28 protein-coding genes are annotated in these 23,951 nt (G+C 50.2%); 6 read left to right on the top strand and 22 right to left on the bottom strand.

Features of this window, described 5'->3' with window-relative positions; translation table 11 throughout:
* Positions 1 to 271: 271 nt before the first annotated feature.
* Positions 272 to 478 carry a hypothetical protein gene (locus tag KNO73_RS14535; protein WP_215112680.1) on the top strand — a complete coding sequence of 69 codons (207 nt, stop codon included), beginning with the start codon at positions 272 to 274 and terminating at the stop codon, positions 476 to 478.
* 160 nt (positions 479 to 638) lie between these two features.
* The gene (locus KNO73_RS14540; protein ID WP_215112681.1) at positions 639 to 1,022 is read left to right on the top strand and encodes a hypothetical protein; all 384 of its coding nucleotides are present in this window, start codon (positions 639 to 641) and stop codon (positions 1,020 to 1,022) included.
* A 303-nt stretch (positions 1,023 to 1,325) separates the two neighbouring features.
* On the opposite strand, the gene KNO73_RS14545 is transcribed toward KNO73_RS14540, so the two are convergent.
* The 3 genes from KNO73_RS14545 to KNO73_RS14555 are packed head-to-tail and all read right to left on the bottom strand — an operon-like array spanning position 1,326 to position 4,002.
* Complete coding sequence (locus KNO73_RS14545; RefSeq protein WP_214686275.1) at positions 1,326 to 2,369, bottom strand: DUF58 domain-containing protein; 1,044 nt, start codon at positions 2,367 to 2,369, stop codon at positions 1,326 to 1,328.
* A 5-nt stretch (positions 2,370 to 2,374) separates the two neighbouring features.
* Complete coding sequence (locus KNO73_RS14550) at positions 2,375 to 3,301, bottom strand: AAA family ATPase (protein ID WP_131486119.1); 927 nt, start codon at positions 3,299 to 3,301, stop codon at positions 2,375 to 2,377.
* A complete protein-coding gene (locus KNO73_RS14555; protein WP_215112682.1) occupies positions 3,301 to 4,002 on the bottom strand; it encodes a hypothetical protein in 702 nt (233 codons plus the stop codon). Before KNO73_RS14555 ends, KNO73_RS14550 begins: the two co-directional genes overlap by 1 nt.
* Positions 4,003 to 4,255: 253 nt before the next feature.
* Here KNO73_RS14555 and KNO73_RS14560 point away from each other — a divergent pair, with 253 nt between their 5' ends.
* Positions 4,256 to 4,864, top strand: coding sequence for a helix-turn-helix domain-containing protein (locus KNO73_RS14560; protein ID WP_215112683.1), 609 nt, complete (start codon positions 4,256 to 4,258; stop codon positions 4,862 to 4,864).
* Between the two features lie 76 nt (positions 4,865 to 4,940).
* Here KNO73_RS14560 and KNO73_RS14565 read toward each other — a convergent pair whose 3' ends face one another.
* The 3 genes from KNO73_RS14565 to KNO73_RS14575 form a co-directional block, all read right to left on the bottom strand.
* Complete coding sequence (locus KNO73_RS14565; protein ID WP_215112684.1) at positions 4,941 to 5,882, bottom strand: DNA/RNA non-specific endonuclease; 942 nt, start codon at positions 5,880 to 5,882, stop codon at positions 4,941 to 4,943.
* Between the two features lie 56 nt (positions 5,883 to 5,938).
* Positions 5,939 to 6,319 carry a hypothetical protein gene (locus KNO73_RS14570; protein WP_214686262.1) on the bottom strand — a complete coding sequence of 127 codons (381 nt, stop codon included), beginning with the start codon at positions 6,317 to 6,319 and terminating at the stop codon, positions 5,939 to 5,941.
* Positions 6,320 to 6,442: 123 nt separating this feature from the next.
* Positions 6,443 to 6,724, bottom strand: coding sequence for a hypothetical protein (locus tag KNO73_RS14575; RefSeq protein WP_214686260.1), 282 nt, complete (start codon positions 6,722 to 6,724; stop codon positions 6,443 to 6,445).
* A gap of 144 nt (positions 6,725 to 6,868) precedes the next feature.
* Between KNO73_RS14575 and KNO73_RS14580 the strand changes: the two genes are divergently transcribed.
* From KNO73_RS14580 to mphN, 3 genes are all read left to right on the top strand, one after another.
* On the top strand, positions 6,869 to 7,711 hold the full coding sequence (locus KNO73_RS14580) for a ComEC/Rec2 family competence protein (RefSeq protein ID WP_214762884.1): 843 nt from the start codon (positions 6,869 to 6,871) through the stop codon (positions 7,709 to 7,711).
* Positions 7,708 to 7,932 (top strand): DUF3006 domain-containing protein, encoded by a 225-nt coding sequence (locus KNO73_RS14585; protein WP_024127775.1) that lies wholly within the window; start codon positions 7,708 to 7,710, stop codon positions 7,930 to 7,932. Before KNO73_RS14580 ends, KNO73_RS14585 begins: the two co-directional genes overlap by 4 nt.
* A 538-nt stretch (positions 7,933 to 8,470) precedes the next feature.
* Positions 8,471 to 9,361, top strand: coding sequence for a macrolide 2'-phosphotransferase MphN (gene mphN, locus KNO73_RS14590; RefSeq protein WP_029596482.1), 891 nt, complete (start codon positions 8,471 to 8,473; stop codon positions 9,359 to 9,361).
* Between the two features lie 69 nt (positions 9,362 to 9,430).
* On the opposite strand, the gene KNO73_RS14595 is transcribed toward mphN, so the two are convergent.
* From KNO73_RS14595 to KNO73_RS14670, 16 genes are all read right to left on the bottom strand, one after another.
* A complete protein-coding gene (locus KNO73_RS14595) occupies positions 9,431 to 10,867 on the bottom strand; it encodes an ArdC-like ssDNA-binding domain-containing protein (protein WP_214754916.1) in 1,437 nt (478 codons plus the stop codon).
* 4 nt (positions 10,868 to 10,871) lie between these two features.
* Complete coding sequence (locus tag KNO73_RS14600) at positions 10,872 to 11,159, bottom strand: hypothetical protein (protein WP_214754919.1); 288 nt, start codon at positions 11,157 to 11,159, stop codon at positions 10,872 to 10,874.
* Between the two features lie 5 nt (positions 11,160 to 11,164).
* Positions 11,165 to 11,614 (bottom strand): hypothetical protein, encoded by a 450-nt coding sequence (locus KNO73_RS14605; RefSeq protein ID WP_214762886.1) that lies wholly within the window; start codon positions 11,612 to 11,614, stop codon positions 11,165 to 11,167.
* 9 nt (positions 11,615 to 11,623) lie between these two features.
* Positions 11,624 to 12,778: a MobP2 family relaxase gene (gene mobP2 / locus KNO73_RS14610; protein ID WP_215112685.1), complete on the bottom strand. Its 1,155-nt coding sequence runs from the start codon at positions 12,776 to 12,778 to the stop codon at positions 11,624 to 11,626.
* Positions 12,771 to 13,022 (bottom strand): hypothetical protein, encoded by a 252-nt coding sequence (locus KNO73_RS14615; protein WP_131469365.1) that lies wholly within the window; start codon positions 13,020 to 13,022, stop codon positions 12,771 to 12,773. The genes mobP2 and KNO73_RS14615 overlap by 8 nt, the downstream gene beginning before the upstream one ends.
* A 192-nt stretch (positions 13,023 to 13,214) precedes the next feature.
* A complete protein-coding gene (locus KNO73_RS14620; RefSeq protein WP_215112686.1) occupies positions 13,215 to 14,054 on the bottom strand; it encodes a hypothetical protein in 840 nt (279 codons plus the stop codon).
* Positions 14,055 to 14,633 (bottom strand): hypothetical protein, encoded by a 579-nt coding sequence (locus KNO73_RS14625; protein WP_215112687.1) that lies wholly within the window; start codon positions 14,631 to 14,633, stop codon positions 14,055 to 14,057. It abuts the gene before it with no gap.
* A gap of 30 nt (positions 14,634 to 14,663) precedes the next feature.
* A complete protein-coding gene (locus KNO73_RS14630) occupies positions 14,664 to 15,770 on the bottom strand; it encodes a lysozyme family protein (protein ID WP_215112688.1) in 1,107 nt (368 codons plus the stop codon).
* Positions 15,770 to 17,722 carry a VirB4 family type IV secretion system protein gene (locus KNO73_RS14635; protein ID WP_215112689.1) on the bottom strand — a complete coding sequence of 651 codons (1,953 nt, stop codon included), beginning with the start codon at positions 17,720 to 17,722 and terminating at the stop codon, positions 15,770 to 15,772. Before KNO73_RS14635 ends, KNO73_RS14630 begins: the two co-directional genes overlap by 1 nt.
* A gap of 17 nt (positions 17,723 to 17,739) precedes the next feature.
* Positions 17,740 to 18,387 (bottom strand): hypothetical protein, encoded by a 648-nt coding sequence (locus KNO73_RS14640; protein WP_215112690.1) that lies wholly within the window; start codon positions 18,385 to 18,387, stop codon positions 17,740 to 17,742.
* On the bottom strand, positions 18,362 to 18,661 hold the full coding sequence (locus KNO73_RS14645) for a DUF5592 family protein (RefSeq protein ID WP_215112691.1): 300 nt from the start codon (positions 18,659 to 18,661) through the stop codon (positions 18,362 to 18,364). The genes KNO73_RS14640 and KNO73_RS14645 overlap by 26 nt, the downstream gene beginning before the upstream one ends.
* A gap of 6 nt (positions 18,662 to 18,667) precedes the next feature.
* On the bottom strand, positions 18,668 to 20,629 hold the full coding sequence (locus KNO73_RS14650; RefSeq protein WP_215112692.1) for a pLS20_p028 family conjugation system transmembrane protein: 1,962 nt from the start codon (positions 20,627 to 20,629) through the stop codon (positions 18,668 to 18,670).
* A gap of 15 nt (positions 20,630 to 20,644) precedes the next feature.
* Positions 20,645 to 21,061, bottom strand: coding sequence for a hypothetical protein (locus KNO73_RS14655; RefSeq protein ID WP_214838218.1), 417 nt, complete (start codon positions 21,059 to 21,061; stop codon positions 20,645 to 20,647).
* Positions 21,062 to 21,077: 16 nt separating this feature from the next.
* Positions 21,078 to 21,320, bottom strand: coding sequence for a hypothetical protein (locus KNO73_RS14660; protein WP_012390470.1), 243 nt, complete (start codon positions 21,318 to 21,320; stop codon positions 21,078 to 21,080).
* 16 nt (positions 21,321 to 21,336) lie between these two features.
* Positions 21,337 to 23,700 (bottom strand): VirD4-like conjugal transfer protein, CD1115 family, encoded by a 2,364-nt coding sequence (locus KNO73_RS14665; RefSeq protein WP_215112693.1) that lies wholly within the window; start codon positions 23,698 to 23,700, stop codon positions 21,337 to 21,339.
* Between the two features lie 14 nt (positions 23,701 to 23,714).
* Positions 23,715 to 23,951: hypothetical protein (locus KNO73_RS14670; protein WP_215112694.1), on the bottom strand; the 237-nt coding region annotated here is incomplete at its 5' end.

The raw sequence follows: 23,951 nt of genomic DNA on the forward strand, positions 1-23,951 counted from the left end.
CGTAGGGCGGGATCCGGAAAAGGGTCGTTTTCGTATGACGAAAACGAGATGATTCGTGTATGAATGTAGGATGATATTTTGGTCTGTCTCGTAATTTTTTGATGAAAACTCAGAAGTGAAAACACGGTTTGTTTATTGAAAATGATCATTTTTTCGAAACAAGCCCTAGGGCTTGTTTGAAACAACACCAGGGCTTACGTGAAATAAGCCGAGATGTTGATTGCGTGGATGCGAGGTATCATTGAGCTATCAAATGGAGAGGATGATTCAGATGGATAATTTTCAACTAGATCAACAGACGATGGACGAGATGACAGAGGTATTGCTTCGACGCCTTCCTGACCGGCTTCAAGAAGATTTTGACGACTTAAAACTTGTAAGCATGGACATTCTTTGTGATGTGAAGGAAGGGGAACGCTTGACCCATCTCACCGTCTTTTTCAACACGAATATGCTCCGACGGAATCGTCGTACATAAGAAAAAGGAACGATTGTATACATGTATACGTGTATACATGTAGATTTGTATACATATATACAAATTTTAAAAGTCTTCATTTCTGTAGGTTCATGAACAAGGACTGAACTGACTCTGGACGGGGAATCGTTCTATAGAAAACCGGAAGGGGGGAGACGTGATGGACGAGGGGTTGCTTGATGACTATGCGTTTGGGGGATTGGATCCGTTCGTCCGGACCGTGTTCTCGGAACTGATGGAACATCCCGAGTGGATGCGTGTCGTCGACAGGGAACATTGCGTCGAGAAGGTCGTCCGGTTCGATGAAGGACGGAACTCGCCTTACTTTCGCGTAGTGATCTATCTGGATGCGGAAGAGCATCCGATTAAGATTGTGTATCTATACGGGACATGGGTGGTGGCGGATGGAGACGTCAGCTTCGTCGTCTCGGAGCTATCCAAGGGTGTATTCAAATATGAAGTGATGCATGTCCATTGGCTCATCAAGTATCGGTTCGAGGATTGGGGCGTGTCTGAAGACGGGGCATGGGAGAAGGAATGGTGATTCGGGCTCATGCGTGAGCGTCTAGCGCCTTGTGGCGAAGTCGCTCATCGCACCGCTGCCCCCCTGACGGCCCGATAACAAGAGCTGCTGGCTCACCGCCGCATCTCTATATTCCTGGCCCTTTCTGACGGGAGGCACGGAGCGTAAGGGCAACGTCAAAAGCAAGAGCGTGGGCGCGTCTAACGCCACGCAAGGAACACCATTCGGCTGAATGGTGTTTTTTCATGTACATGGATCATCCTCATCTAGTGTACTGTCTATAAATAAAAAAGACATCAGCTAACTTGGCTTTTAAAAAGTCAGTTAGCTTGATGCGATTTTTATGAGCTGAGCTTGCTTGTTTTTTATTTTCGTCACGTAAGGCGAGAAACGGGTTGAACCCATATAGTGATCTTGCTCCGAGAGACTAGAGAGTAAGGCGAGGATGTTTTTAAGCTGCTTCGCCCCTTCTTGGATGCTCAAGTGATTGACATGTCCCTTTTGATCTAATCGGTTCACAAACAGCTCGACCTTCCCGCCGCTTTCAATCAATTCCCGACTGACCAATGCCGTATCCTCTATCAACTCTTCGAACTGATGATGAAGGCCGATCCCGTTCGAAGCCGACAAGTCGAGATACACCGTGAACATGTCTTGATTGACCGGCTGGTACAGTTTCGTTTGCAAAGTCGATTTCTTCGCCGTCGCATACCAGTCGATTTGTCTAGACGGTTCATCCTCATAGGGCTTCGAGGAGATCTGTAGTAACCGATCCTTAATTGGAGAATATTTAGATACGCGCTCACCAAGCTTCAGATGTGATTGGATACGCTGCCCATGAGTACTTGAAATCGATGGATAGACCGTCCAACGTAAAGGGGGAGCCAAATAGAGTGTCAACGTACCCAACGATAGAGGCAAGCTAATCGTGATGGAGATTTCAGCTATTTCGATGGGCCCCCTTCGATTACCTGTAAGTTCGAAGACGAAATCAGACGGCAGCTCGTCCAATTCGATGATGGTTTCCGTATGCCCCTCTAAGTTCACGACGTAAGGTCCATCCTTTGGCGTACGTATATACGTTTTCGTGCTCATTTCGTTTAAGAGGTGCACGTTCGTCAGTTCAAGGGTGAACTTACAACTTTCATCTTTGAACAGAATCGAGTCGAACTGTCTCCACGTGACGTCCATTTGTGCAGTCAGTCGTTTCGTGTAACGCTCGATATAAAGACTTGCCGCCATAAAAACAGCAAGAACGAATGAAAAGATCGAGAGGTACGGCACGAACAACAAGATGACCATCACTGAAAATAAGACGATTTGGATTCGTTTTTCAAGCAAGAAAAATACATTGGTCGTGATGTTCATCGGAGTCACATGCCCATCTCGACCGGGACCGGGACGGTCGCCAAGAGTTCTTCCATGACCATGGCCTTCGAGGACTTGATCTCGCCCTCGAGCGTCAGTGTCAATCGATGTGCGAAAACGTATGGGGCCAAGAACTTGATGTCCTCTGGTGTGACATAGTCACGATTTTGGATATAGGCATAACTTTGAGCGGCTTTCGAGAGCGCAATCGTCGCACGTGGACTGATCCCCGTCTGAACATTCCGGTGACTACGTGACGCGGTCGCAATCGAGACGATATAACGTAACACATCTTTCGAGATGTGGATTTTCATGGCATCGGCTCGATATTGCAGGAGTTGCTCGAAATCGACATTCGCCAGTACCGCCTTCCGGGTCTCGGTGACAGATTCCTCCAACAATTGAAGTTCGAATTCTTCGGTCGGGTACCCTGTATGTAAACACATCATGAACCGGTCAAGCTGCGCATCAGGCAAAGAAAAGGTACCAGATGATTCAATCGGGTTTTGCGTCGCGATGACGAAGAATGGGGTAGGAAGGTGATAGGTCTTGCCCCCGACCGTCACCTGTCGTTCTTCCATCGCTTCAAGCAATGCAGACTGGGTACGTGGGACGGCCCGGTTGATTTCATCGATGAGCACGATGTTGGCGAAGATCGGGCCTTGCTTGTTTTCAAACTCTTGCGTCTTCAGATTGAAAAAATCTGAACCGACAATATCTGACGGTAATAAGTCGGCTGTGAACTGAATTCTTGAAAAGTCGCCGTGGAAACTCGTCGCTAGTGTCTTGGCCAACATCGTCTTTCCGGTGCCCGGTACATCTTCTAAGAGCACATGTCCGTTCGCCAAAAGCGACGTCACACATAGTTCTACCACTGTCGGGTTGCCCAAATAGACTTGGTTGATTTCCTCAATCATCGTACGAATGTTCATCAAGATTTCTCTCCTTTGTAGTGTTGTATATACTGTCTGACAGATACTTTGAAATCGTGAAGTGAGCGCTCGTCGATCACGTTCAGTTCTCCATATCGCACATCGGCATAAGGTTTCACAGATTGTTCGAATCGAATGCGTGCAAACCACTCTGAGACGGTCTCGTGAGGTTTTCGTTTTTGAGTGTCGCTCAAGGTGTCATTTAGCTCCACGAGTAGTTTTCCAAGCTCAGTATCAGAGGCATAGAGAAAGGTTGGTGTTGTGTTGGTCACCGTGTTCATGTTGGCTCGAACTGAGAATGGTCTCTCGTCAGCCGAGGACGGTGTCGCTTTGCGTCGCCGCTTGTCCCACCAATCCCGTACGCGCTTGTAGTACTTGAGAAATAAAATGAGCAAGAAAGCTATAACGACCCATTTCAGGACATCTGAAGCAGTCTCTTGATCTTCGCCAGACGCCTTCTTTTCAAACCGTTCTTTTGCCAAAAGATCATACCACTTCGGTATATCATTCGTATCCTCTAGATTCTCTGTTTTTTCTTTAAAGGTTGCCAATTCACCATCGATATACCTTGGATTTCCCGACATGTCTTGTTGGGTGGGGCGATCTACAATCATTCCATAAAGGAAAGCCCCGCCGGTTTTAAATAAAGCGAGGATGACTAAGGTCGAAATGATGAAATAATACATTTTTCTTTTCTGCATAAACCCTCCTCTTATACAAGTGAAGTTAAAGATATACATCTTACCCCTTAATGTCCCTTTAAATACAAAAAAAGTCAATTATTAAAAAGGATTTCGCTTTTTGATTCCAAATTAAATTTCTACCATGATTAATTCTCTTAATTTTGATTGATATCCCTTCTAAAAAGTAGAGTTTGTTTCTATATTTTTAACACAATGATTATGGTATTATTTAATGAAATGATCATTGTGTTAAAAGGAGGATTATCTTATCATGTATACGATTGACGAGGCATTTGAAATCTTATCGAAGAACAAGCTCACAAGCCATAAGGAGACGGTCCGCAACTGGGTACGAAAAGGCGTGATCCAGGCAGAACCGCTCGAGTCGCGTAAAAAAGGTTATCGGATCAGTGAGGAGGCGCTCGAACAGTTCATCAAAGAACGGATGCCTGAAGGATGGGAGCTGTATCCGGAGTCAGTGACAGGGGATGCTCGGGATGTCGTCAAGAATGAAGAAGAGGCCCTGTATCACGTCGAGGTCGATGTAGAAGCGATTAAAGAGCGAGCCCGCGAGGAGATGTGGTACGAGCTTCTCGGTAAATTCGTCTTCGAGGACTACTTCGTCCTGAAAAAATCAGAGGTCAAGGCTGCTGTCGAGCATATGCGGTATTCAAAAGAGTTCGGAGCCGAGGTGTGGGATCGTTGCTCGAAGCACACGTGGGGCCACGCAACACCTCGAGTCCCGTACCTGCTCGATTACTTCATGTTCGAAGGAGAGCGGATTCCCTTCAATAAAGATTTCGGTGGAAGAGATGAACAGATCATCCACGCGTTAACTGAAAAAATTCGGCTCGATAAAGTGAAGCGAAAACGTAAATGAACATAAAAAGACATTCTCTTAAAAATAGAGGATGTCTTTTTATACAATCATCATTGTTTTAATTTTCAGGTTAAAATCATTCCCCGACCATTCCGTCGTTGTCGTTATCACGCATATAGGGGTAGAGCCAATGGTCGCTCATGATCGGCATCGTGAAACCGGCGTCTTTCGCTTCCTGGATCGTCACCTGACCGTTCCCATTCGTATCTACGCTCGAGACATCGCCTGTGGCCTCAAGTGTAGCTGCGGGTTCCGGTTCACTTTCTGTGAGGCCGAGTGCTTCGTTCACTTCATCCGGGTTAACGTTGTCGAAGGAATCGGTGACGACATTTCCTCTGACAGTGTAGGTGTACTTATAGTGTGAAGGGGTGTGTGTGCTCGTATCTGGATACGTGATGATCGCCTCGAAGTCGGCCGCGCCGCCGGCCTTACGGATTACATCCTCCATATAGGCCTGGTCCCCGTAGCGGTTGAGCGTGCTATCCTGTGGTGTGATGTTGTAGGCGTTCGAGACGCCCCCGAGCGAGTCGGCGATGACGTGGCCTTCATCGAGATCACTGTGTTCGACGCCTGGGACCTTCGCCTCGTCATGATAGTAGCGGCCATCCGAGGTCACATCCTCCGAATCATCATCCTGCAAGATGATCTGATCGGCGATGACACGAATCAATTGACCATGTTCGTTCGTGAACGCCCAATACTCGCGATCTCCATATCCGATATCGACGACGACGTTCGCCTCACGGTACCCGGACAAATCGCCACCGTCAACATTGATCAGTTTATAGCCGGAGAATTGATTGTTATCCGAATTTGTGACCGTTCTCTCGGCTTCTGCAGGCTCTTCTGCAGTCGTCTCCGTATTTGAGTCGTCTGTGCTCGTTTCGGTCGTCTCGACGACTTCTTCTGTTTGAGTAGCAGGCTCCTCTGCTTTCTCATTTGTAGAAGGGGTGTTTTCACTGGTACAACCGGCCATCAGCAGGATGGCCAAAGGGAAGGCTAAGTAGGTAAATTTCATTTTGTTCTCCTTATAGCATGTATATATGTAGATGAGTCAATACGATCTATGTTCAATTATATCCTCCGCATGTTTACGATGCGCCAATCCTTCACGTTTTGTTCGTCCATATGTTGAGTGACGCGTTCAATCATTCCAAATCGTTCGCGCTGACAAAAGTTGTAGGCTTCTTCCGGTAATGGCAGTTCTACCTCAATTGTGACTTTCACTTTTTTTCTTCGTTTGTTGAATCGACTTAGCAAATGATGTTCTAGCTTCGTGATGAACGCGTCGTCGCCAACACCCTCTTCTGACTTCAGTACGCCGGTTATCTCAGTACTGATTCCATCAAGGTGGTGTTTGATTTCAAACGGTGTCGCATCCAAGTACTCGCAAAGGTGATCAAAGCGTAGTATCTCTGTACTGTGATATTGCTGGATCCATTCTTGAAGTCGCATAAGGAGAACCCCTTTTTAGTTCAAGTGTACCTCGTAGGGTTGTAATAAACAGTGACGAAGTCGTGTACAGCGTGTGTAAGGTGCCGCACATGAGACCTGTTCGATTTCATATTCTGTCCTTCCTTAAAAACGGACTTTGTTCCGGATCTTCATCTCTTCCAACTTTGCCTTTTTCACATCAGGATCAGTGGTGAACCTATAGCTGCTTCCCTCATGGATCCAGGTCTCATCAAGAATGATGCCATTCATAATGTGACGATACGGCATTGCGGTGCATAACGTGTATCCCTTCAGATAGTGTGTAGCTTCCTGAATGGAGACACACTCCTTTAATTCTACCCCGTCTTTAAAAATCAGGACCGGTTTATTCGTCTTGTTTATTGCGATTGGTTTTCGTAAATCCATTTCTCTCACTCCTCCTATCAATTACACCTTGCCTATTTATGTATACGGTCAACCACAGGAATAAGAAGCTATTTAACAAATACCGGATTATAATAAAGGTGTGTTGGATAATTTTACAATAATTATAAAGTGGAGTGATAGAAGATGAATAAATTGATCAAGATTGGGAGTGCCGTTCTATTTAGTGGAGCGCTATTGGTGTCGCCATACGGGGAAGCATCAGCCGCTGCGAGCATCAAAGTCCATTACATCGATGTCGGGCAAGGGGACGCCATCTACATCAAGATGCCAAGCGGTGAGGACGTCATCATTGACGGTGGGAACAAAGGTAAAGGGGATGCCATCGTCGCCTATCTCAAAAAACAAAAAGTCGACGATATCGAAGTATTGATCTCGACGCATCCGGATGCGGATCATATCGGTGGATTGGACGAAATTTTAGATGCCTACCGTGTCGAGAACGTCTACGCACCAAAAGTGAAACACACAACCCAAGCCTACAAAGACTTCCTTCAAGCCGTGAAACGGGAAGGGAAGACCATCAAAACGGCACAGGCTGGCGTGAAACTGCCGATCAAAGGTGTCAGTGCGAAGTTTGTGGGTCCGGTCAAATCCTACTCGAACAGTGACTTGAACAACTGGAGTGCAGTCCTTCATGTCACGTACAAGAAGAACACGTTCTTGTTCACAGGGGACGCGGAACACGTTTCTGAGAAGGACATGATGGCCAAGAAGCAGACGCTCCGTGCAGATGTCTTGAAGGTGGGGCATCACGGTGCCAAGACGTCGACGAGCAGCACGTTCCTGAATACGGTCAAACCGAAGCATGCCGTCATCAGTGTCGGGAAGAACAACTACGGGCACCCGACGTCCGAAGTGGTGACGAACTTAAAACGCCAAAAAGCGAACACGCTTCGTACAGACAAAAATGGCACGATCATTATCACAGGAAACGGCTCGAGTTACGCCGTGAAGAAATCAAAATGAAGCGACGCAGAGGGATCATCGACCGGTTTGAAGGAGATCTGGCTGTCGTCGAATTCGGAGAAGTGATGGAGGATATTCCAAAGTCACGACTTCCAGACACGGTTCAACCTGGTGACGTGCTTTGGTTTTATGAAGATGGGAAAGTTGAAGTGGACGCCAAGGAACGCAAACGATTATCGAGTGATATCGATGAGTTGATGGATGAGCTTTGGGAAGATTAAAAACGAGTATCAATTATTCATGATTGTATTATTAAAACTTACAAATCAGTATTTTTTAATAAAGACAAATCGGCAAATAATTTTTATCTAAATATAAAGCTCGATTGACATTGAATAAAAACTGATATAAAGTCAACAGCATAATATTCACTAGGAGGATTGTTAAGAATGATGCACGCCGGGAGATTACGCCACCACACTTTGAACAATGGCTAATTGAATATGTTCAAAGGCTCTGTTTTCATAAAACAGAGTAAATGGGAGTAGTCTGCACATTTTTATCAATCTTTGACGAAGAAACCACACACTTACAAACATAGCAGATTTACAACTCTTTTTGTCGTGTCCTTTTATTTTTGATAATGGACGCTTCTTGGTTGTAGCTCATTTACTCTTGATCACAGACACCATTTTGTCTGTGATTTTTTTATGACTTCATTTAGTTAAGTCTAATTAGAAAAGATTGAAATGAAAAAGTATTAAAAATGCATACATTTCACTTGCTTATCGCACAACATAAAAATTGGAGGAACAAATCATGAACGAATTTAAACGGCTTGCAAAAAATAAAGGATTAGATGTGTTAGAGAATAGCATTGTGGTAAATGAATCGGGTGTTGATTTTCAAGTTGCTTATGCAAAAGATACGCTTGGTAGCAAGTGGATACTAAGAATTCCTCGAAGATTAGATTCGATGAGGAGCGCCTTGAAAGAAAAGGGGGCACTAGAAATTATGGAAGAACATGTGAGTTTTCAAGTTCCAAATTGGTCAATTTTTGATGATGAACTAATTGCGTATAAGCAATTAGATGGTGTTCCGGTTGCAACAATTGATGTAGAGCAACAAGATTACATTTGGAGTTTTGACAAAGAGAATACACCACAATCTTACTATCAGTCATTAGGTAAAGTGTTGGCAGAACTACACACATTACCACATCGACACTTCAAAGAAATCGGTATCAAAACTCTATATGCTAGAGATTTAAACAGTTCAATGAAGATACGGATGGAGAAGGTGAGACAGAAGTATCATGTGAATTCAGAGCTATGGGAGCGTTGGCAAGAATGGTTGGCGAATGATTCGCTATGGCCATCGCATGTAGGTGTAAGCCACGGGGATTTACACCCTGGCCACATACTAATAAATAAGAATTTTGAGGTCTCTGGTTTGATAGATTGGACAGAAATTAGTATTGCGGACACATCTGTGGATTTTCTATCACATCTATTACTGTTTGGTAAGGATGGTTTGACAAAGTTACTCGATGCTTACGACAATGCAGGCGGAAGAACATGGTCAAGAATGGATGAGCATATAATTGAGTTGTTAACAACCAGCGCAATAACTGTAGCTGAATTCGCAGAGATATCTGACCTACAAGATATGCGTGAAACAGCTGCTCATATGCTTACACAAAATGTATGAGGTAAAAGCAATGGCAGCGCTCTGAAATTGAAAAGGGTATGAATTTTAAAATCATCATACCCACGAATGTCACCAGAGTCTTTCGATGTTAAACAATGAAATTCTTGAAAGGGACTTTTGTTCTTCATCTAACAACACGTCATGCCAGTGATTTTCAAGCGATTTCAGGACCGGTCTCTCCAAACGATTGGTTTTTTCAAGATGGTGTAAAGGATGTACGGCACTTTCCGGGACGAAGTGACCACTGACCAATGGTTGATTCGGTAATGCGATTGTATAAGCCACAAGCTGATCTTCACTGAAGTCATGATTATTGGCGATGCCGAACTGCTGAAACCCGAGACCCATACCATGAATATACATGAGCGGCTCATCGACGCGATCCACCTTCAGGTTCGTCTCGAGGGCCGCTTTTGCGTTCAGATAGGGCTCCACCTCCTCGGGGAACACACTTTGTACGGCATGCACCCGTTCATAAAGACTGAGGTCAGCGTCTTTCCATCCCATTGGCCGCTCCAGCTGTTCAAGGTAATCAAGAGGGCTCTGCTCTTTCTCCTGTTGCAAGGTGTTCACCTTTTCTAAGTGTGTCTCGATATGTTCGAGGAAGCCTGCGGACGTCTGGTGGACCTCCTGCAACAATTTTTCCTTGTCGAGGAGTTCCTTGTCTTTCGTCCAACCGGCCAGATAGGAGAGCGAGAAGTCGTCCGTCGAGAACCCGAGTTGATGTGAGACGACATAGGCGACCATCTCGGCTTGGAACTCCTTCTCGGGTGCCGTGAGCGGTTGATCGCGTTCAAAATTCCGCTCCTGATTGTGTAGCTCCGCATGGGCAAGCTCGTGGATCAGGACGCTGATGTCCTCGATAGATGAGTTCCGCGGGTTCAAGGCAATCGCATGTAGCTCCGGATAGTAACAGCCCTTCGCCGTTCCGATCTCGTCGAGCGGTTCATCCAACAGCGTCACATTCCGGGCATCCGCGAGCGTCGTCAAGGCGTCACGGATGTCTTGTTCGTTCTCCATCCCGCCGTCCCGGTGATACCGTTTGAAGATGTCCGAGACCTCGATTCCTTTCTCGCGTGCGTCGGTCTGCGTGTACTCGAACACGTGACCGATCTTGAAGTACATCATCTTGCGTGACGGGATGCGTCCTTGTTTCACGCCGTCCTTGATTGGCTTCGGTGCCTTGCTGAGCGGTACCCATTCATCTTTGTGCAAGACATACGTCACCGGGTTCGGGACAAATACTTTGATGCCACGCTCACCTTTTTGGACCTGTGCGCCTTGCTTTTCCCAGAACGGGTAAGAGCCGACCGCGACCGCGCCGGGGAATTGGGACTCGATCAAAATTGCGTTCCGCATCGAGTATTGATGAAACTTGCCGAGGAACTGTAGATGTTCCCGGATTTTTTCCGGACTCTCGAAGTAGCTGTCGATCTGTTTTCCCATCTGTTCGGTCAAGGCCTCGAGCTCGGCCTTCCGTTCTTCGTTCGTCTTCATCTTGGCCATCGTGTCAGACTCCTTCCTTCAACAAGTCGGTGACAGATTCATCACTATCCGCAAATTCGTCCAGTTCACGCTCGAGTTGTGGCGACGTTTCCGGTATGTCGAGTAACAGCTGTGTCCGCTCGAAATTGACGGGAAGCAAGACGATCTCGTCTTGCGCGACGGCGGTCAAAAGTTGGTGCTCGGAAACGGACACCGGCATGTCGTATCGCTTTCCATAGATGAGGACCGTGACGGTATCCGGTTGAAGCGTCAACAGTTGTCCCATCGTGAAGGGACGGTCAAGTGGTCGCATAAGATTCATCCTCTCTCAACAGTTAATGTGTCCTTCTTCTGTTTTTGGTGTTCGATGCGCTCCTGGACGATGCGTTCCGCCGTCGCGAGAAACGTCGGCTTGAATTGATCCGTCGTCATGATGTCCTCGATGCCCTCGGTCTGCATCAGCGCCTGCAGAAGCTCTGTCAGGATCTGCCCGTGGCGATCGGAACGGTTCGCGGCGAGTCGGATCCGCTCGAGTTCCGTCGACACCTGCTTGTTCATTAACTCCTCGATATGACTTGTAACCTGCGTGCTGATCGAGCGGGTGAGGAACTGCATGTCCCACTTCCCGTCAGCCAGTTGTTTATGCTCGTCTGCGATATGGTCGATGACCTGACCGAGATGGCCGAAGCGTTTGTCGTCGGCGAACTCTTCTAAATACGCGACCGTCTCCGGCTTTAATCGGAGACGGATCTGTCTCAACTCTTCCATCGTCCTCCCTCACTTTCCATATTCGATGTCCCGTTCCAGCTGTTCGAAAGCTCGTTGGTTCTTCAAATGTTCGAATTCGTCATTCATGTGCCGCTCGATACGGTAGATTGATTCGTTGAATATCTTTTGTTGGTTGAACGCGCGTCGGACCGGATGTTTAGGGGCTTCAATTTTTTCAAGTGTCATTTGTTCCTTTGACAAGTCTCGCATCTCAGCGAGGATGGCATTCCCCATCCGGGTGTAGAGATCCTGTCGCTTCGTCGTCCGGTAATGCTCGGCCTTCTCCGTGTCGCCGTAGCTGCGATGATGGAACGCTACCTCCTGTTCGAGCCGCTCGTTGAAGGCTTGGAACTCTGATTTGAAGTGAATGGCGATATAGCGGTCGGTCAGATGATCGAGCGATTCACGGAGCGGCTGCATCCCGTTCATGTTGTAGCGCCACTGTCGTTTGTCTTCCGGCAACCGCTCATAGATGTCCTTGAACTGACGGACGAGCTCCGGATGCAGGACACGGTTCGGGAGCGTTTGGATCTTCCGGTTCCGTTTATGGGCGATCAGTTCGTCTCTTATGAACGCGTTCAGTTTCTCCTGTTCTTTCGTCCGGTCAGCGAGGGAATGGATGACCTTCGACTTCATCAGCTCGATTGATTTCGGTTTGCGTTTGCCGCGCTCGCGTATATGGCTCGTCTCGACGATGGCGACATGCACGTGGATGTTGTCGGTGTTGTAATGCACGGCACCGGTCCAGTAGGCATGAACCATCTTTTCTTTTTGGAGCATTGCCTCGACCGCGTTCCGTGTCGCCTGGATCAACCGTTTCTCGTCGACGAGGTCATCGTGGAGCACACCGGTCTCGCGTAGCCAGGTGTTATCGAATGAGATGACGTCCTGCCAGAGGATGCTCCCGTTCTCTTGCGCTTGCTTGAAGATGTCACGGACGGCGCGACGTTTTTCGTAATTCAACCGGTCGTCCTCGCGTGTAAACAGACCGCTCGACTTCGTCTCGTCTTCCATATAGTCGTGATACGTCTCGAACTGTTCGCGGCTGTCTTTCGCATCCGGTCGATTGATGTAGTCGAGGTATGTCGTGTACTGCCGCGATTTCTTTTTTGTACTAGGCACCTTGAACTTCGACTTGATGACGACACCGGGTGTCTCACGCATCCTGCATCACCTCACTCAACAAACGGGTCACCTGGGCGAGCTCGTCCGCACTCCGTTTCAAGTGGAGCGTGTTCGCCTCGAGCTGTCGTTCGAGCCGCTCGACTTGCGTCGATTGGATGCCGTTCGCGCACCAGGAGGCGAGCAGTTCTTTCAAATATTGTTGCCGGGAGCGATTATGTTCCTTCGCCCACTCATCGATTTGCTTCACGATGACGGGGTCGATGTCGCGGAGTAACAGATCCATCTGCCTGACCACCTTTCTAGAGGCTATATTTTGCCGACGTCCGAAAAGTTCGTTCAAAGAGCATAAGGGGAAACTGCTATCACTTGTCGTGATAGCCCAGGCAGAGCCTGGGGTTTCCGTGATATCACCAAAAGTCCGAAAATGGCACGAAATGTGCCAGTAAAATCAGCGATTTGGCACGAAATGTGCCACTTAAATCGACAGTTCCCGGAGCCGAACGCGCAACTTGTCGTGCTTTTCTTCGAGCGCTACGACCGACTGTTCGAGCTTCTCGAGTTCCAGGTTGAGCTCATCACGTTTTCGGCCAAGATCGAAAATTTCGTTCTCTTGTTCGACCTGTTCGTCGAGCGAGAGGTAGGGGAGTTCGTCTTCAAGCTCCTCTTTGTCACGGTCGAGTCGCTTGATTTGTTGTCGCTGCGCCTCGACTGACTGTTGTGCTTTTTCTAATTGTTGCTCTGTCTCCGTGAGCTCGTCCTTGACGAATAATCTCGTGAAAGTTGTCTCGTCAGATGAACTGTGGTTGGCTTGTTCGATGGTACGACGGTCGGCATAGAGGGATGTCAAAAGACGGTCCTCTCGTTCCTCAGGTGTCAGTTCATCGAATGAGTGTGACTCATCCAATCCGTAGATCCGGATGGCGAGTTGGTCGAAGTCGTTCGGTATATCCTCCAATTCGAGCACGTATTGGTCGTTCCGTTCGTACAGCAACACAACTTCCTTTTCGGAATCCGGACGTGCCTTATAGACATAGCGGAAGAGATGATCGTTTGTGTTATTCGGTGTCTCATCGAGCGAGAGTCGGATGCGCATTGTCTTCGTCTCCGTATCGTAACTAGACGCGTGGAGCGTCACGGTCTCCCCGTTCGAGAGTCGGATTGCCTCGTTGATCGGCGTCTCATTGACCGGTGCCTCCTCGGCGAAGAAGAACGACGAGGTACCGAAGAAGAGGAAGCCGACGATAAAGAATACGCCGAGTACGAGGTAGAACCGGGAGACGTTCTGGGTGAGACGCCGTCGTGTTTGTCGTCGCATCTAGATTCCTCCTTCCGGTGTCAGATCTTCCATCTCTGTGACGACCAAACGTCCGTCGATGGACTCGAACGTCAGGGCCAACAGTTCTTGCGCCGTCTCTTCATAACCCGTCTCGGTGATCAACAGGTCTTGTTCGAACCGGACGAGGCAATCTATTCCGGAGACAGAAGGGAACACCTCGATGTCGCGGACGGTCGTCTCGAACGTGCCGACATCACTGCCGTCAGCGGCGAAGAGCGTGGCCGCGAGTTCCTCCGACATGACGTCCTTCGCCTGTCGTTTCTGGGTCGTGTAACTGTCCTTCGTGATGGTGAAGGCGTACTCGATGAAGCGCGTCGCGCGTGTCGTCAGCTCTTCCATTCGTTCCGTCTCCGTCGAAGCGACGACTTGTTCGGTGTCCGCTGACGTATCCTCGGAGGTTGCCGATTCAAGGGAAGTGACGCTCTCATGTTTCGTCTCACTCGTGTCTGAAGTACTCGTGACAGCCGTCACTTGTTGATAGAAAAAGACGTTCGCCGCGAGTGAAATAAGAAGCAGTACCCCGAACAGATACGCGAGGTGACGTGCGGTGAAGTTCATTCTTCCTCCTCCTTTCCATACATGCATGACTTAGAAACCGAAGACCGGGGCGGGATCGATATGACCGGACCATTCAGCCGTCTTGATCTCGAAATGCAGATGGTTCCCGCTCGATCGGCCGGTCGTGCCGCAGTACCCGAGCGCCTGACCGGCTTTGATCTGTTGTCCGGTCTTGACGCCGAGACGACTCAGGTGCGCATACGCCGTGATGTAGTTGTCGTGCCGGATCTGGACGAGATTGCCGTACGGTCCGCGGTTCCCGCTATAGATGACGGTGCCGCTTTTGACTGCGTGGATTGTATCGGACGGGGTGCAACTGAAGTCGATACCAGTGTGGTTATCCCGTTGTCCGAAGACGACGCGCCAGCCGAAACGCGATGTCACGTTGAGCGGGATGGCGAGCGGGGAACGTAACCCCGACAATAGCTCTTTCGTGATGACACCGTCGGCGACGGCGACCGGCGCAAGATATTTCAACACTGCGTCGACGTATTCGATGTCCCCATAACAGGCGCCGTGCTGGACCGCGCTCGGGCGATGACAACGGTAGATACCGGTGTGTTTTACGCGTTGGTACATCATCTGGGAGAACGAGATGGCGAGTTCTTTCGAATAGCGTCCGCCGTTCTCCTGGACATAATCGATGAAGCCGCCGCCGAAGTTGTAACTCTGTAACGTGAGCTGCACGTCGCGGTTCGCCCGTTCGAAGACGGATGCGAAATGCTTGATGCCGTAGGCGATGCTCTCCTCGGGGGAGGTGATGCACCCAATCCGTCCACACTTCGATTCGCTCGCCTGCATCGGGTCGTTCCCGCGTCCACCGCTCTCCTGCATCATGAGCGCGAGCACGAGATTCGTCTGTTCGGCCAGTCCGTGCTTCGACAGTTCCGATTCGACCAAGCTCCGATATTGAAGCACTTGGTCGCTCACCTGTAGACCTCCTGCCGTATCGAACGGGACGTCGGTCGGTTGTTCGTTCTGGACACCTGTGAGCGTGTCGAGGATGCCGACGATGAGAATGACCAGGAACAAGACGAGTGCCGCGATGCCAAGTAGGATGAGCCGCCACTTGAGCGTCGCGAGCTGCCATTTCGCTGTGACGGCGAAGCGGGCCGTCCGTTTCGCGGTTGCCCACATCAGGCACCTCCACCGAACAGGGCGAGTTCTTCTGGCGCGACATCGACGTCAAAGATGAGGTTCTGTACGCCTGAGATGCTGAGGACGACACGCCCCGTCTCGAGCGAGGGGATGATCCGCATCTCGGAATTCGAGAGTTGGCCATCAAACACCGTCTGGATGATCGGGATGCTCTCTGCGTCTTGTTCGCCGATGATCTTGTACTGCGTCAACTGAAAGAGCGACTTGACGTTCTCGGCATTCTCGGATTTTGATCCGGCCGGCACGAAGTCGGTGATCAAGTGCGATACGAAGAAGATGCCGCCGAAATATTTGCGCGCTTCGCGCATGCAGCGTTGCAGATACAGGATGGCCGGTTGCGCGATGTCGCGCGTGTTGATCAAGTGGTGCGCTTCGTCGATGACGATGAGGTACTTGCATGCCTCTTCGGTCCGGAGCACGCCCTGGTTATAGGCTTTCAGTTGACTCGAGCCGTTGGCGATCATCCCGTCCCACAGCATATTCATCAGTGAGAACACCTGCGCCTGGAACACCTCGTCCCGCAGACTCGTCAGGTTTCGGAGCGGGAACGACACGATGAGCTCCTCGTCGAACCGGTCGATCGAGGAGTGCCCGTCGAAGATGTTGCCGTAGTTATGAACGAGGTTCGTGACGGCGAGCTCGATGTTCTCGAGACGTCGCACCCGGTTCGGACTGATCGCTTCTTTGATCGAGGTGCGTGTGTCGTCCGTGTAGAGCTCACGACGCACGAGTTTCAAGAAATCGGAGAACGTCGGGTATTGGTTCGCCGGATGCGTCGTGATCGGCAGTTCGCCCTGTTCGTCCCAGAGTCCGTGCCGGACGTACAGGTCCCGAAGTAGGATCTCGAACTCGTTCGTCTCTTCCTGTGTCGCCGCCGGGTTGATGTAGTGGTAAAACACGGCCATCTTCGACAGATGCTGCATGAACGAGAGTGCCTCGTTGGCGCTGCCGTCGTTGTTCGTCACTGTTTTATAGACATGGAGCGGGTTGATGAGCCCGGCCGACCCGTCGAGCGCGATCTCTTTCCCGCCGAGCTGGCGCACGAGGTCGGAGAACTCGCCCGTGACGTCGAGGATGCGTATTTTGTTGCCCTTGATCGCCTGGTCGAGAACGGTTTTCTTAAGGAGCGTCGACTTGCCGGACCCCATCTTGCCGATCATGAGCGCGTTATAGAATTTTCGCTGTTTGTCCTTATGGAACAGGTCGAAGATGACGCTGCCGTTCGTGTCGGTCGTCCCGTAATATGTTCCGGTCGCATCCTGGAGCGATGTGAAATGGAACGGATAGCCGCCGGCGATGGAGAGGGAAGGGATCTCTTTCCCACGGCGCCGATTCGGGAGCCTTTGTTGCTGGTCATAGCTCGTGAAGAGGCTCTGCCACTCCCATTCCTGTTCGTTCAGGAAAATCGTCGAGCGGAAGTTCCGGGCCTCGAGTTCTTCCATCACCTCCTGTACTTTCACCTCGAGCGCGTCGAGCGTCTTCGCCTTCACATAGAGGCGGAGATGCAGATACTTCATCGTCTCGCCTTGGGTGATCTGTTCGTAGAGTTCGTTCAGTTCCTTATACGTCTCCCGGGCATCGATGCGGTCGATGTTGTCCTTCGCGTTCTCGAAGCGTGTGTTCTGTTCAGCCATCGATTTGTTGATGGTCTGGATGATTTCACGCTTGTCGGCCGTCCCGATGTCGAGCGTCGTCAAGACGCCAGGCATGTTCAGGATGGGTTCGAGCCAGTAATCATAGACGAGCGACTGATATTTATAGACATGGAGGCATGACAGATAGCCATCCCCGAGCCGGACGAAGTTGGCGTCGAACTTAATGCCGCCCTGCGGCTGGATCTTGGCGATGACGTCGGGATTGTAGCCTTTCTCGACCTTGACGGTCTCCGGGTCCTGGTGTCTGGACAATTTGTCACGCAGGCGCTGCCACATGCGCGTCACTCCTTTCTTCAGGCGTCGAGTTGTGGTTTCGTGTTCGGGTTGTTCAGCTGATAGAGCACATGCACCTTCTGATCGAGCGTCAGCTCGCGCATCGGGTTCGAGCGGCGGAGCAGTTTATAGAGGTGTGTCTTCCGCTCGCGCAATGTCCGCTCGTCGTCGGCATAAAAAAAGAGGAGATAATCGCGATTGGTGCGATGCTCCTCGAGGTATTCGAGCTCCTGCTTTTTTTTGAGTAGAAAAGGCAGGTAGGCCGGTGTCTGATTTTGTCGAATCTGTCGTTCGATGCTGATTTTCTGCCGCTCGAGACTGAGTGGTGTGTTCAGTGGCACGACCTTGAGTGGATGCGTGTACGCCTGCAAAAGATAGGCGAGCGAGAACACGTCATGGTCCTTTTCTTCCTCGTTCAACGAATAGATGTCCTTCGAGGTGAGCTGGACCATGTCAAGATACGTCCCATCCCGCATCTCGAATGCATCATTCCCGGTGATGTCGACGATCGGCATCAGTGCGGCGACCGTCGGTTTGACGACGACTTTGTCTTTGACCTTCCGTCTCTCGACGACGTCCTGTTCGTCGAGCCAGGTGCCTGTGCATCTCGGTTCCTTTAGCGTGTCTTCGATGAACGCCATCTCAATCACGTCCTTTTCTCTGCGCATCGAGCGCGAGATAGGTGTCTTTCCGTTTGATGAATGCGTAATAGAGCGCGTGGACCATCCGCTTCTGCGGGTTCGTCACCGGCCGGAGTACCATGAACAGCCCGAAGACGACGAGGAAGACCGTGAACGGAATGTGTAGCACCGACGGGATGAACGGGAGCGTCACGAGCCGGAGCACGATGAGCCCGACGAGGAACAGGAAGTCGTGCAAATAGAGCATCTTGTTGATCTTCAGTTCGGTCGTGACCTCGTTCGGGATCCGGTATTTGCGCATGGGTCATCACTCCTTCTTCTCAATATGGTCAGGACGCGGTGGTGAGGTCGGATAGATTCGTCGCGTCTCTTCCTGGTGCTGGCTATGACGGTGTGTCTGATTCTCACGTACCTGTTCGATGACCTCGGTCTCTACATCAATCACGGTGTCCTGATGGATAGTTCGTCTAGCGTGTCCTTGACGTTTCTCTGATACCGTGTCATTTGAATCCGGCGCAGATGACGAAGACGAAGATGAGCCGTTTGAACGTGGTACGTCATGGTGTGTCGGTGACGTCTGGGCTTCTCCGGCTACCGATTCGCTTTGACGATTGTCGGGTCCGGATGCGGTATCGATAGAACGAGTGATCGGTTCGATAGGCGACGAACTAGGGATTGGAGAATGACCAGAGCTTGAATGGTCGTGAATCGAGTCCGGTCTTTGCGTCTCGGATGACGTCGTTCGATGGTCGGGCCCACGTTCGGTATTTGATTCAGGGTTCGTCGCATGGATCGATTCGGGAGACGTGCGGCCCGATGCTTCCTTCCCGTGTGGAGAACCTTGCGTTTCCAGTTCTGATTCTTTACCACTGATTGGTTGCGCAACGTCCTTCGGATTTGTCGGTTTCTCTTGGTCGGTCTGCGTGCGACTGGCGGTTTGATTCGCCTGGTCGAACTCATTCGAATCAATCTGTCGCTCATTGTCCATCCTTTGTGGAGCTTGGCTCGCCGCACTAAGCGGTGAACCATTCTGAAGAACGGAGTTTGAATCCATCCGTGTCGTCGCGGCCTCATGGAGCGATGGCATCTTTGGTGTGCCTTGTGTGGCACGCGCGACCTTCGAGACTGCGTGGGCACCTGCCGAAGTCACGCCTTTCCCAGCGGCATAGGCGCCGAGCGCAACACCCCAGCCCCGTTTGAGTCCGGCATCGATCCCAAACAGCCGCTCGACCATGTTCGGTCCATCAATCAAGGCGACCGAGAAGGCGATGAGGGCAATCAGGTAGGCGAACCCGTCCAACGTCTCTGCGAGATAGGCGGTCCCGATCGTGTACAGTTTGATCGAAACGAAGATCAGGATAATCACGAGGAACGTGTTCAAAATGCTTTGGATGACCTTCTTCGTCTTTTGGCCACTGTGCAGGTCGGCCGGTGCGACGATAATCGCCAGGACATAGTTGAAAGCAAGCTCGAACGAGAGACGCGCCAGTTTATAAGCAATGGAAAACAGCGTGAAGCCCATGATCCCGAGCGTCACGAAGATGGTCAACCAGTTCGGCTGATAGCGGTAGTAATACTGGTTGTTCCACTCGACGCCACCTTGGTCGAGTTTACCGAGACTTGTCTCTTTTCCGTTCCATAGAATGTAGGACTCGGCCAATTTGTTTCCGGTTGCCGATAAGTCATAGTTGTTCTTGTCGAAAATCTCATTGATTCGGATATTATCAATCAACTCAGTCGGAATGGCATTTAATGATTCTCCTGTAGTAGCATCAAAGTTCTTCGAATCGTGCTCAATCAAATCATGTACATTCCGTTTTAAGATACTCTCAGATAATGAAGCTTCTCTGTCGTAAAGCGAATCTGTTCCGATTTCTGCGATTGCTTCATCAGAGAACTCCTGAATTCGGCTCATAGTTGGTGAAAGTAAACCTAAGATCAATAGTGTGATGAACAGGTTGATCAAAAAACTCTCACGTTCAAATTTCTTTTGGAAAATCAACAAGTACCCAGTAAACAAGAAACTTCCTGCTAAAAGAACATACAAAAAAGGTTGAATCGTAAGAACGAATTCAACCACTTGGTCATTATTGAAAAATGTATTGGTTAATAGGATTTGATCCGTGATTGATTCAAGGCCGTCAATCAAGACTGATAGTCCTCTGACAAGAATCCAACCCATTGAGCGCAGTGCATCATTGACCATACTACTTATTTGGAGTACATCTTCGTATTCCTGTAATTTGGTGATTAAATCGGAATCAGCCATTGAAAGACCCCCAATCTACTGAGTCCTAGTAAAGAAGTCCGCTAACTGTTGTTCGTAATTGTCCGCCGTTAACATTCCAACATTGATTTCATCTGTGACGTTTCCATCTTGAATAGAGTATAAAACGGCACCTTTTAGTTCGTCAGTGTATTCAAAGTTACCACGATCGACAAGTGTCTCTCCATCTGGCTGAAACGTATTATAGAGCGTGACTTGTTGGTTCTCTTCGTTCGCTACCTCTTTTACGAATTCAACGAACTCTTCGAATTCACCATCTTCTTCTTTTACAATCAGCAAATAATCATCCTCTTCGGCTGTCATGACCTTCTCAACGTGTTCAATATCACGTTGAACCAAAGACTCATTGGAATTTGAGCAAGCTCCAAGTAAAAACAAGCTGATTCCTAAAGTACCCGCAAGTAGTTTCCTCATAACGTTTACCCCTCCGTCAGACGATTTTCCCCTTCAATAGATCCGCGACTTTCAGGTTGACGCGGAAGTCGAACTTATCTATTAGTGTAACAGTTTTCGGGGTGTCTGAGGTGTCGTCCTGATAGACGGTCAGAAAGCCATCGGTCGTCTGGATATTGAGTACGTCGCCCCGTTCGAGGCGGACGCGTTGCGTCTCGATGATTCTTGCAACGACACGCAATTCGTTCTGAATTCGCTTCTCTCTCGCACTCTCGGCCATGGGTTCGGCCTCCTCTCTACGGTGTACCTTGCTTCAGTTTCTCGAGTCGCTTCGCGATCATCGTGCTCAAAAAGCTCTTCTGGCTGTCGGTGACGTCGTAAACTCCTAGGTTCAGGTTCGTCTCGAACTCGGGGAGGGACATCCCGCCGATATCATGTCCTTCGAACATCGAGCGGAGGATGCTGTCCTGAAGCACGTCCCGTACCGTCAAAGACTTGTCTTCCTGAATCGATGACGTGTTCGCTTCCGTCTCGTCTTCTTTCTGCGTAAAGCGGATACGGATCTGTTCAAAGTCGAGACCGGCGTGGCGGCAGGGGATGTCGATGTCATGCAGGGAGCGGTCTGTGTCGAAGTCGTCCGCCAGGTATTCGTAGCGGTACTTCATCGCCGTCTTGCCGGTTAAGAAAATCGGATACGACTGGATACGCCGTTTCTTCGTATCCTGACGCTTGATGACACGGATGATGAGCAACTCACCTTCTTTGAGTCCCATGACTTCGGTCGCCGTCATGAGCCGACGGCCGTCCACGTTCTCCGTCTTCGATTTTTTGAGCGAGAACGTCTGCCCGGACCGCGATTTCGTGACGATGGTCGCCTCACCGAGCTTCTTCGAGATCAGTTCGGCGGTCGACTCGTCCGCGGTCAACAGATAGTGTGTGTTCCCACAGTTGCCGTCAATCGTCTTCCAATCCTCTCCGTATAGGTTCTCGAGTTGGGAGTAGGCCTGGATGACGAGGTTGAAGCGCATGTTCCGGCCGAGACAGACTGTGATGATATTGGCCATGCCTTCGATCGGCGGCATGTTGCCGAACTCATCGAGTAAGAAGACTACTTGACGCTCGCATTTACCCTGTTTCGTCTGCGAGGCGACCCGGGCGAGCGCCGTGTACACCTGTTTGATGTAGAGCGAGGCGATGACGTTGAATGTCGGGTCATAGTCCGGTACGATGAGGAACACCGCCACGGGACGGAGCTGGTACATCACTTCACGGATCTGTATCGTCCCGTCGACTGCGTAGTGGAACCGTCCACTCTCCGCGTCACGCGCTTCCAGCTGGATCGTCGCAGTGCTTGAGTCGGTTGAGATTTGAACGATGTCCCCGATTTGGAGTGGTGACGTATGGTAGACGATGAAGCTGCCGTCGTCGTCCGTCGTGAGCGCATGGGTCGTCCCGTCGGGGAATCTGACCGTGAGCCGTGTCAAAGGCTCGCTCCGTCCGCTGATCCAGCGGTTGAATCCGATGCGTCGCATGTCGAGTGAGTTCATCGACGTCAGCTTCCCGGTCCCGTTCAACGTGAAGATCCCAAGTTTCGCGTTCGTATTGGCCAGGATGCTCGCCCGCGTCTGCCCACCGGAGAAATGGAGCGTCGCGAATTGGAGCCGGGCCGGGTGGTTCTCCGGGAACCGCTGAAAGAACTCGTCGAGTGCCGAAATCTCCTGCCCTTGTCGCGTCACCACCGTCCGTGATCCTAAATCCGAGAGCATGAGTGCGACGTTGTACATGTTGATCTTCTCCGGTGTGTCCTTCGCCTCTTCACAGAGCCCGAGGATGAGCGCCGTACACAGGTCGATTGACGAGTTGGCCCAGAACGGGTCCCGTGCCTTCGGATCATGGTACAACATGAACGCGACCGAGCGCGCATACTGTTGGGCGAGCGAATAGTTCTCCTCGAGAAATGCGTCGATCGTCAGTTGCAACAGGTTGTACGACATCGATTGGAGCGGGTTCATCAGGTTCAACACTTCGACCTGATAACCGCGTTGCTCGAGCGTCTCCTTCGAGGCGGCGAAGAGCTCACCTTTCGGGTCGTTGATGATCAAACTCGCCTGGTCACGTGCCCGGCTGTATAGGTCGATCGTCGAGAAGACGAACGTCTCGCCCTTCCCGGATCGGGTCGTCCCGATGACGAGATTGTTGACGGGCGAGTCATCGATGAACAGCTCGTTCTTGATTCGTCCAACGGGAACGCCACCTAATCCGTCATACCGCTTCTTCCGGTCCGGGACGCGACGGTACTGTTGCTTCAGTTCATCGAACGAGGTGAAGCGGGCGCTCCCTTTCTGATTCTTCCGCAGGTCCCGGAAGTTCAACCATACCTTGCCGAACACGACCAGTCCGATGAACAAACTGAACGCGATCAGCCCGAGCAAGACAGTCGAAGATGGAAGACTCACCTCCAAGAACAAGGACAGTGAGAGCGTCGGAATCGCCGCTCCGGCCAACAGCCCGTCTTTTAATATCGGGGTCATGATTTGTCGAATGATGTTGTAGACCCCGTTCAGTAGATAAAAAATCCCGACCGGTAACACCGATAGGCAGAACAGGGCGGGGAAGATCAGACGTATCGGGAATCGTGGTGATAGAGATTGAGTTCTCAATTATTTCACCTACCTTAATCTGAGTAAAGAATCGTTTCTAGGTTAACTTCTTCTGCAGCGATAGCGGCTTGAATCTTCTCACGGGCCGAGGTGTCTTTGCTAGAAGTTTTCTTTAGTTTCTCGTTCAGTCCGTCGATCGTGGCCGTAATGTCTTGGTATTTATCGATCTTTACTTGTACGGCAGGGTCGTTTGTTTTGGACGCCCACTCATTCGCGGAGTCGATGTCCCCGAGGTAGAGATAGGCGGTCAC

The organism is Exiguobacterium sp. s83 (assembly GCF_018617095.1).
GTDB classification, from domain to species: Bacteria; Bacillota; Bacilli; order Exiguobacteriales; family Exiguobacteriaceae; genus Exiguobacterium; species Exiguobacterium profundum.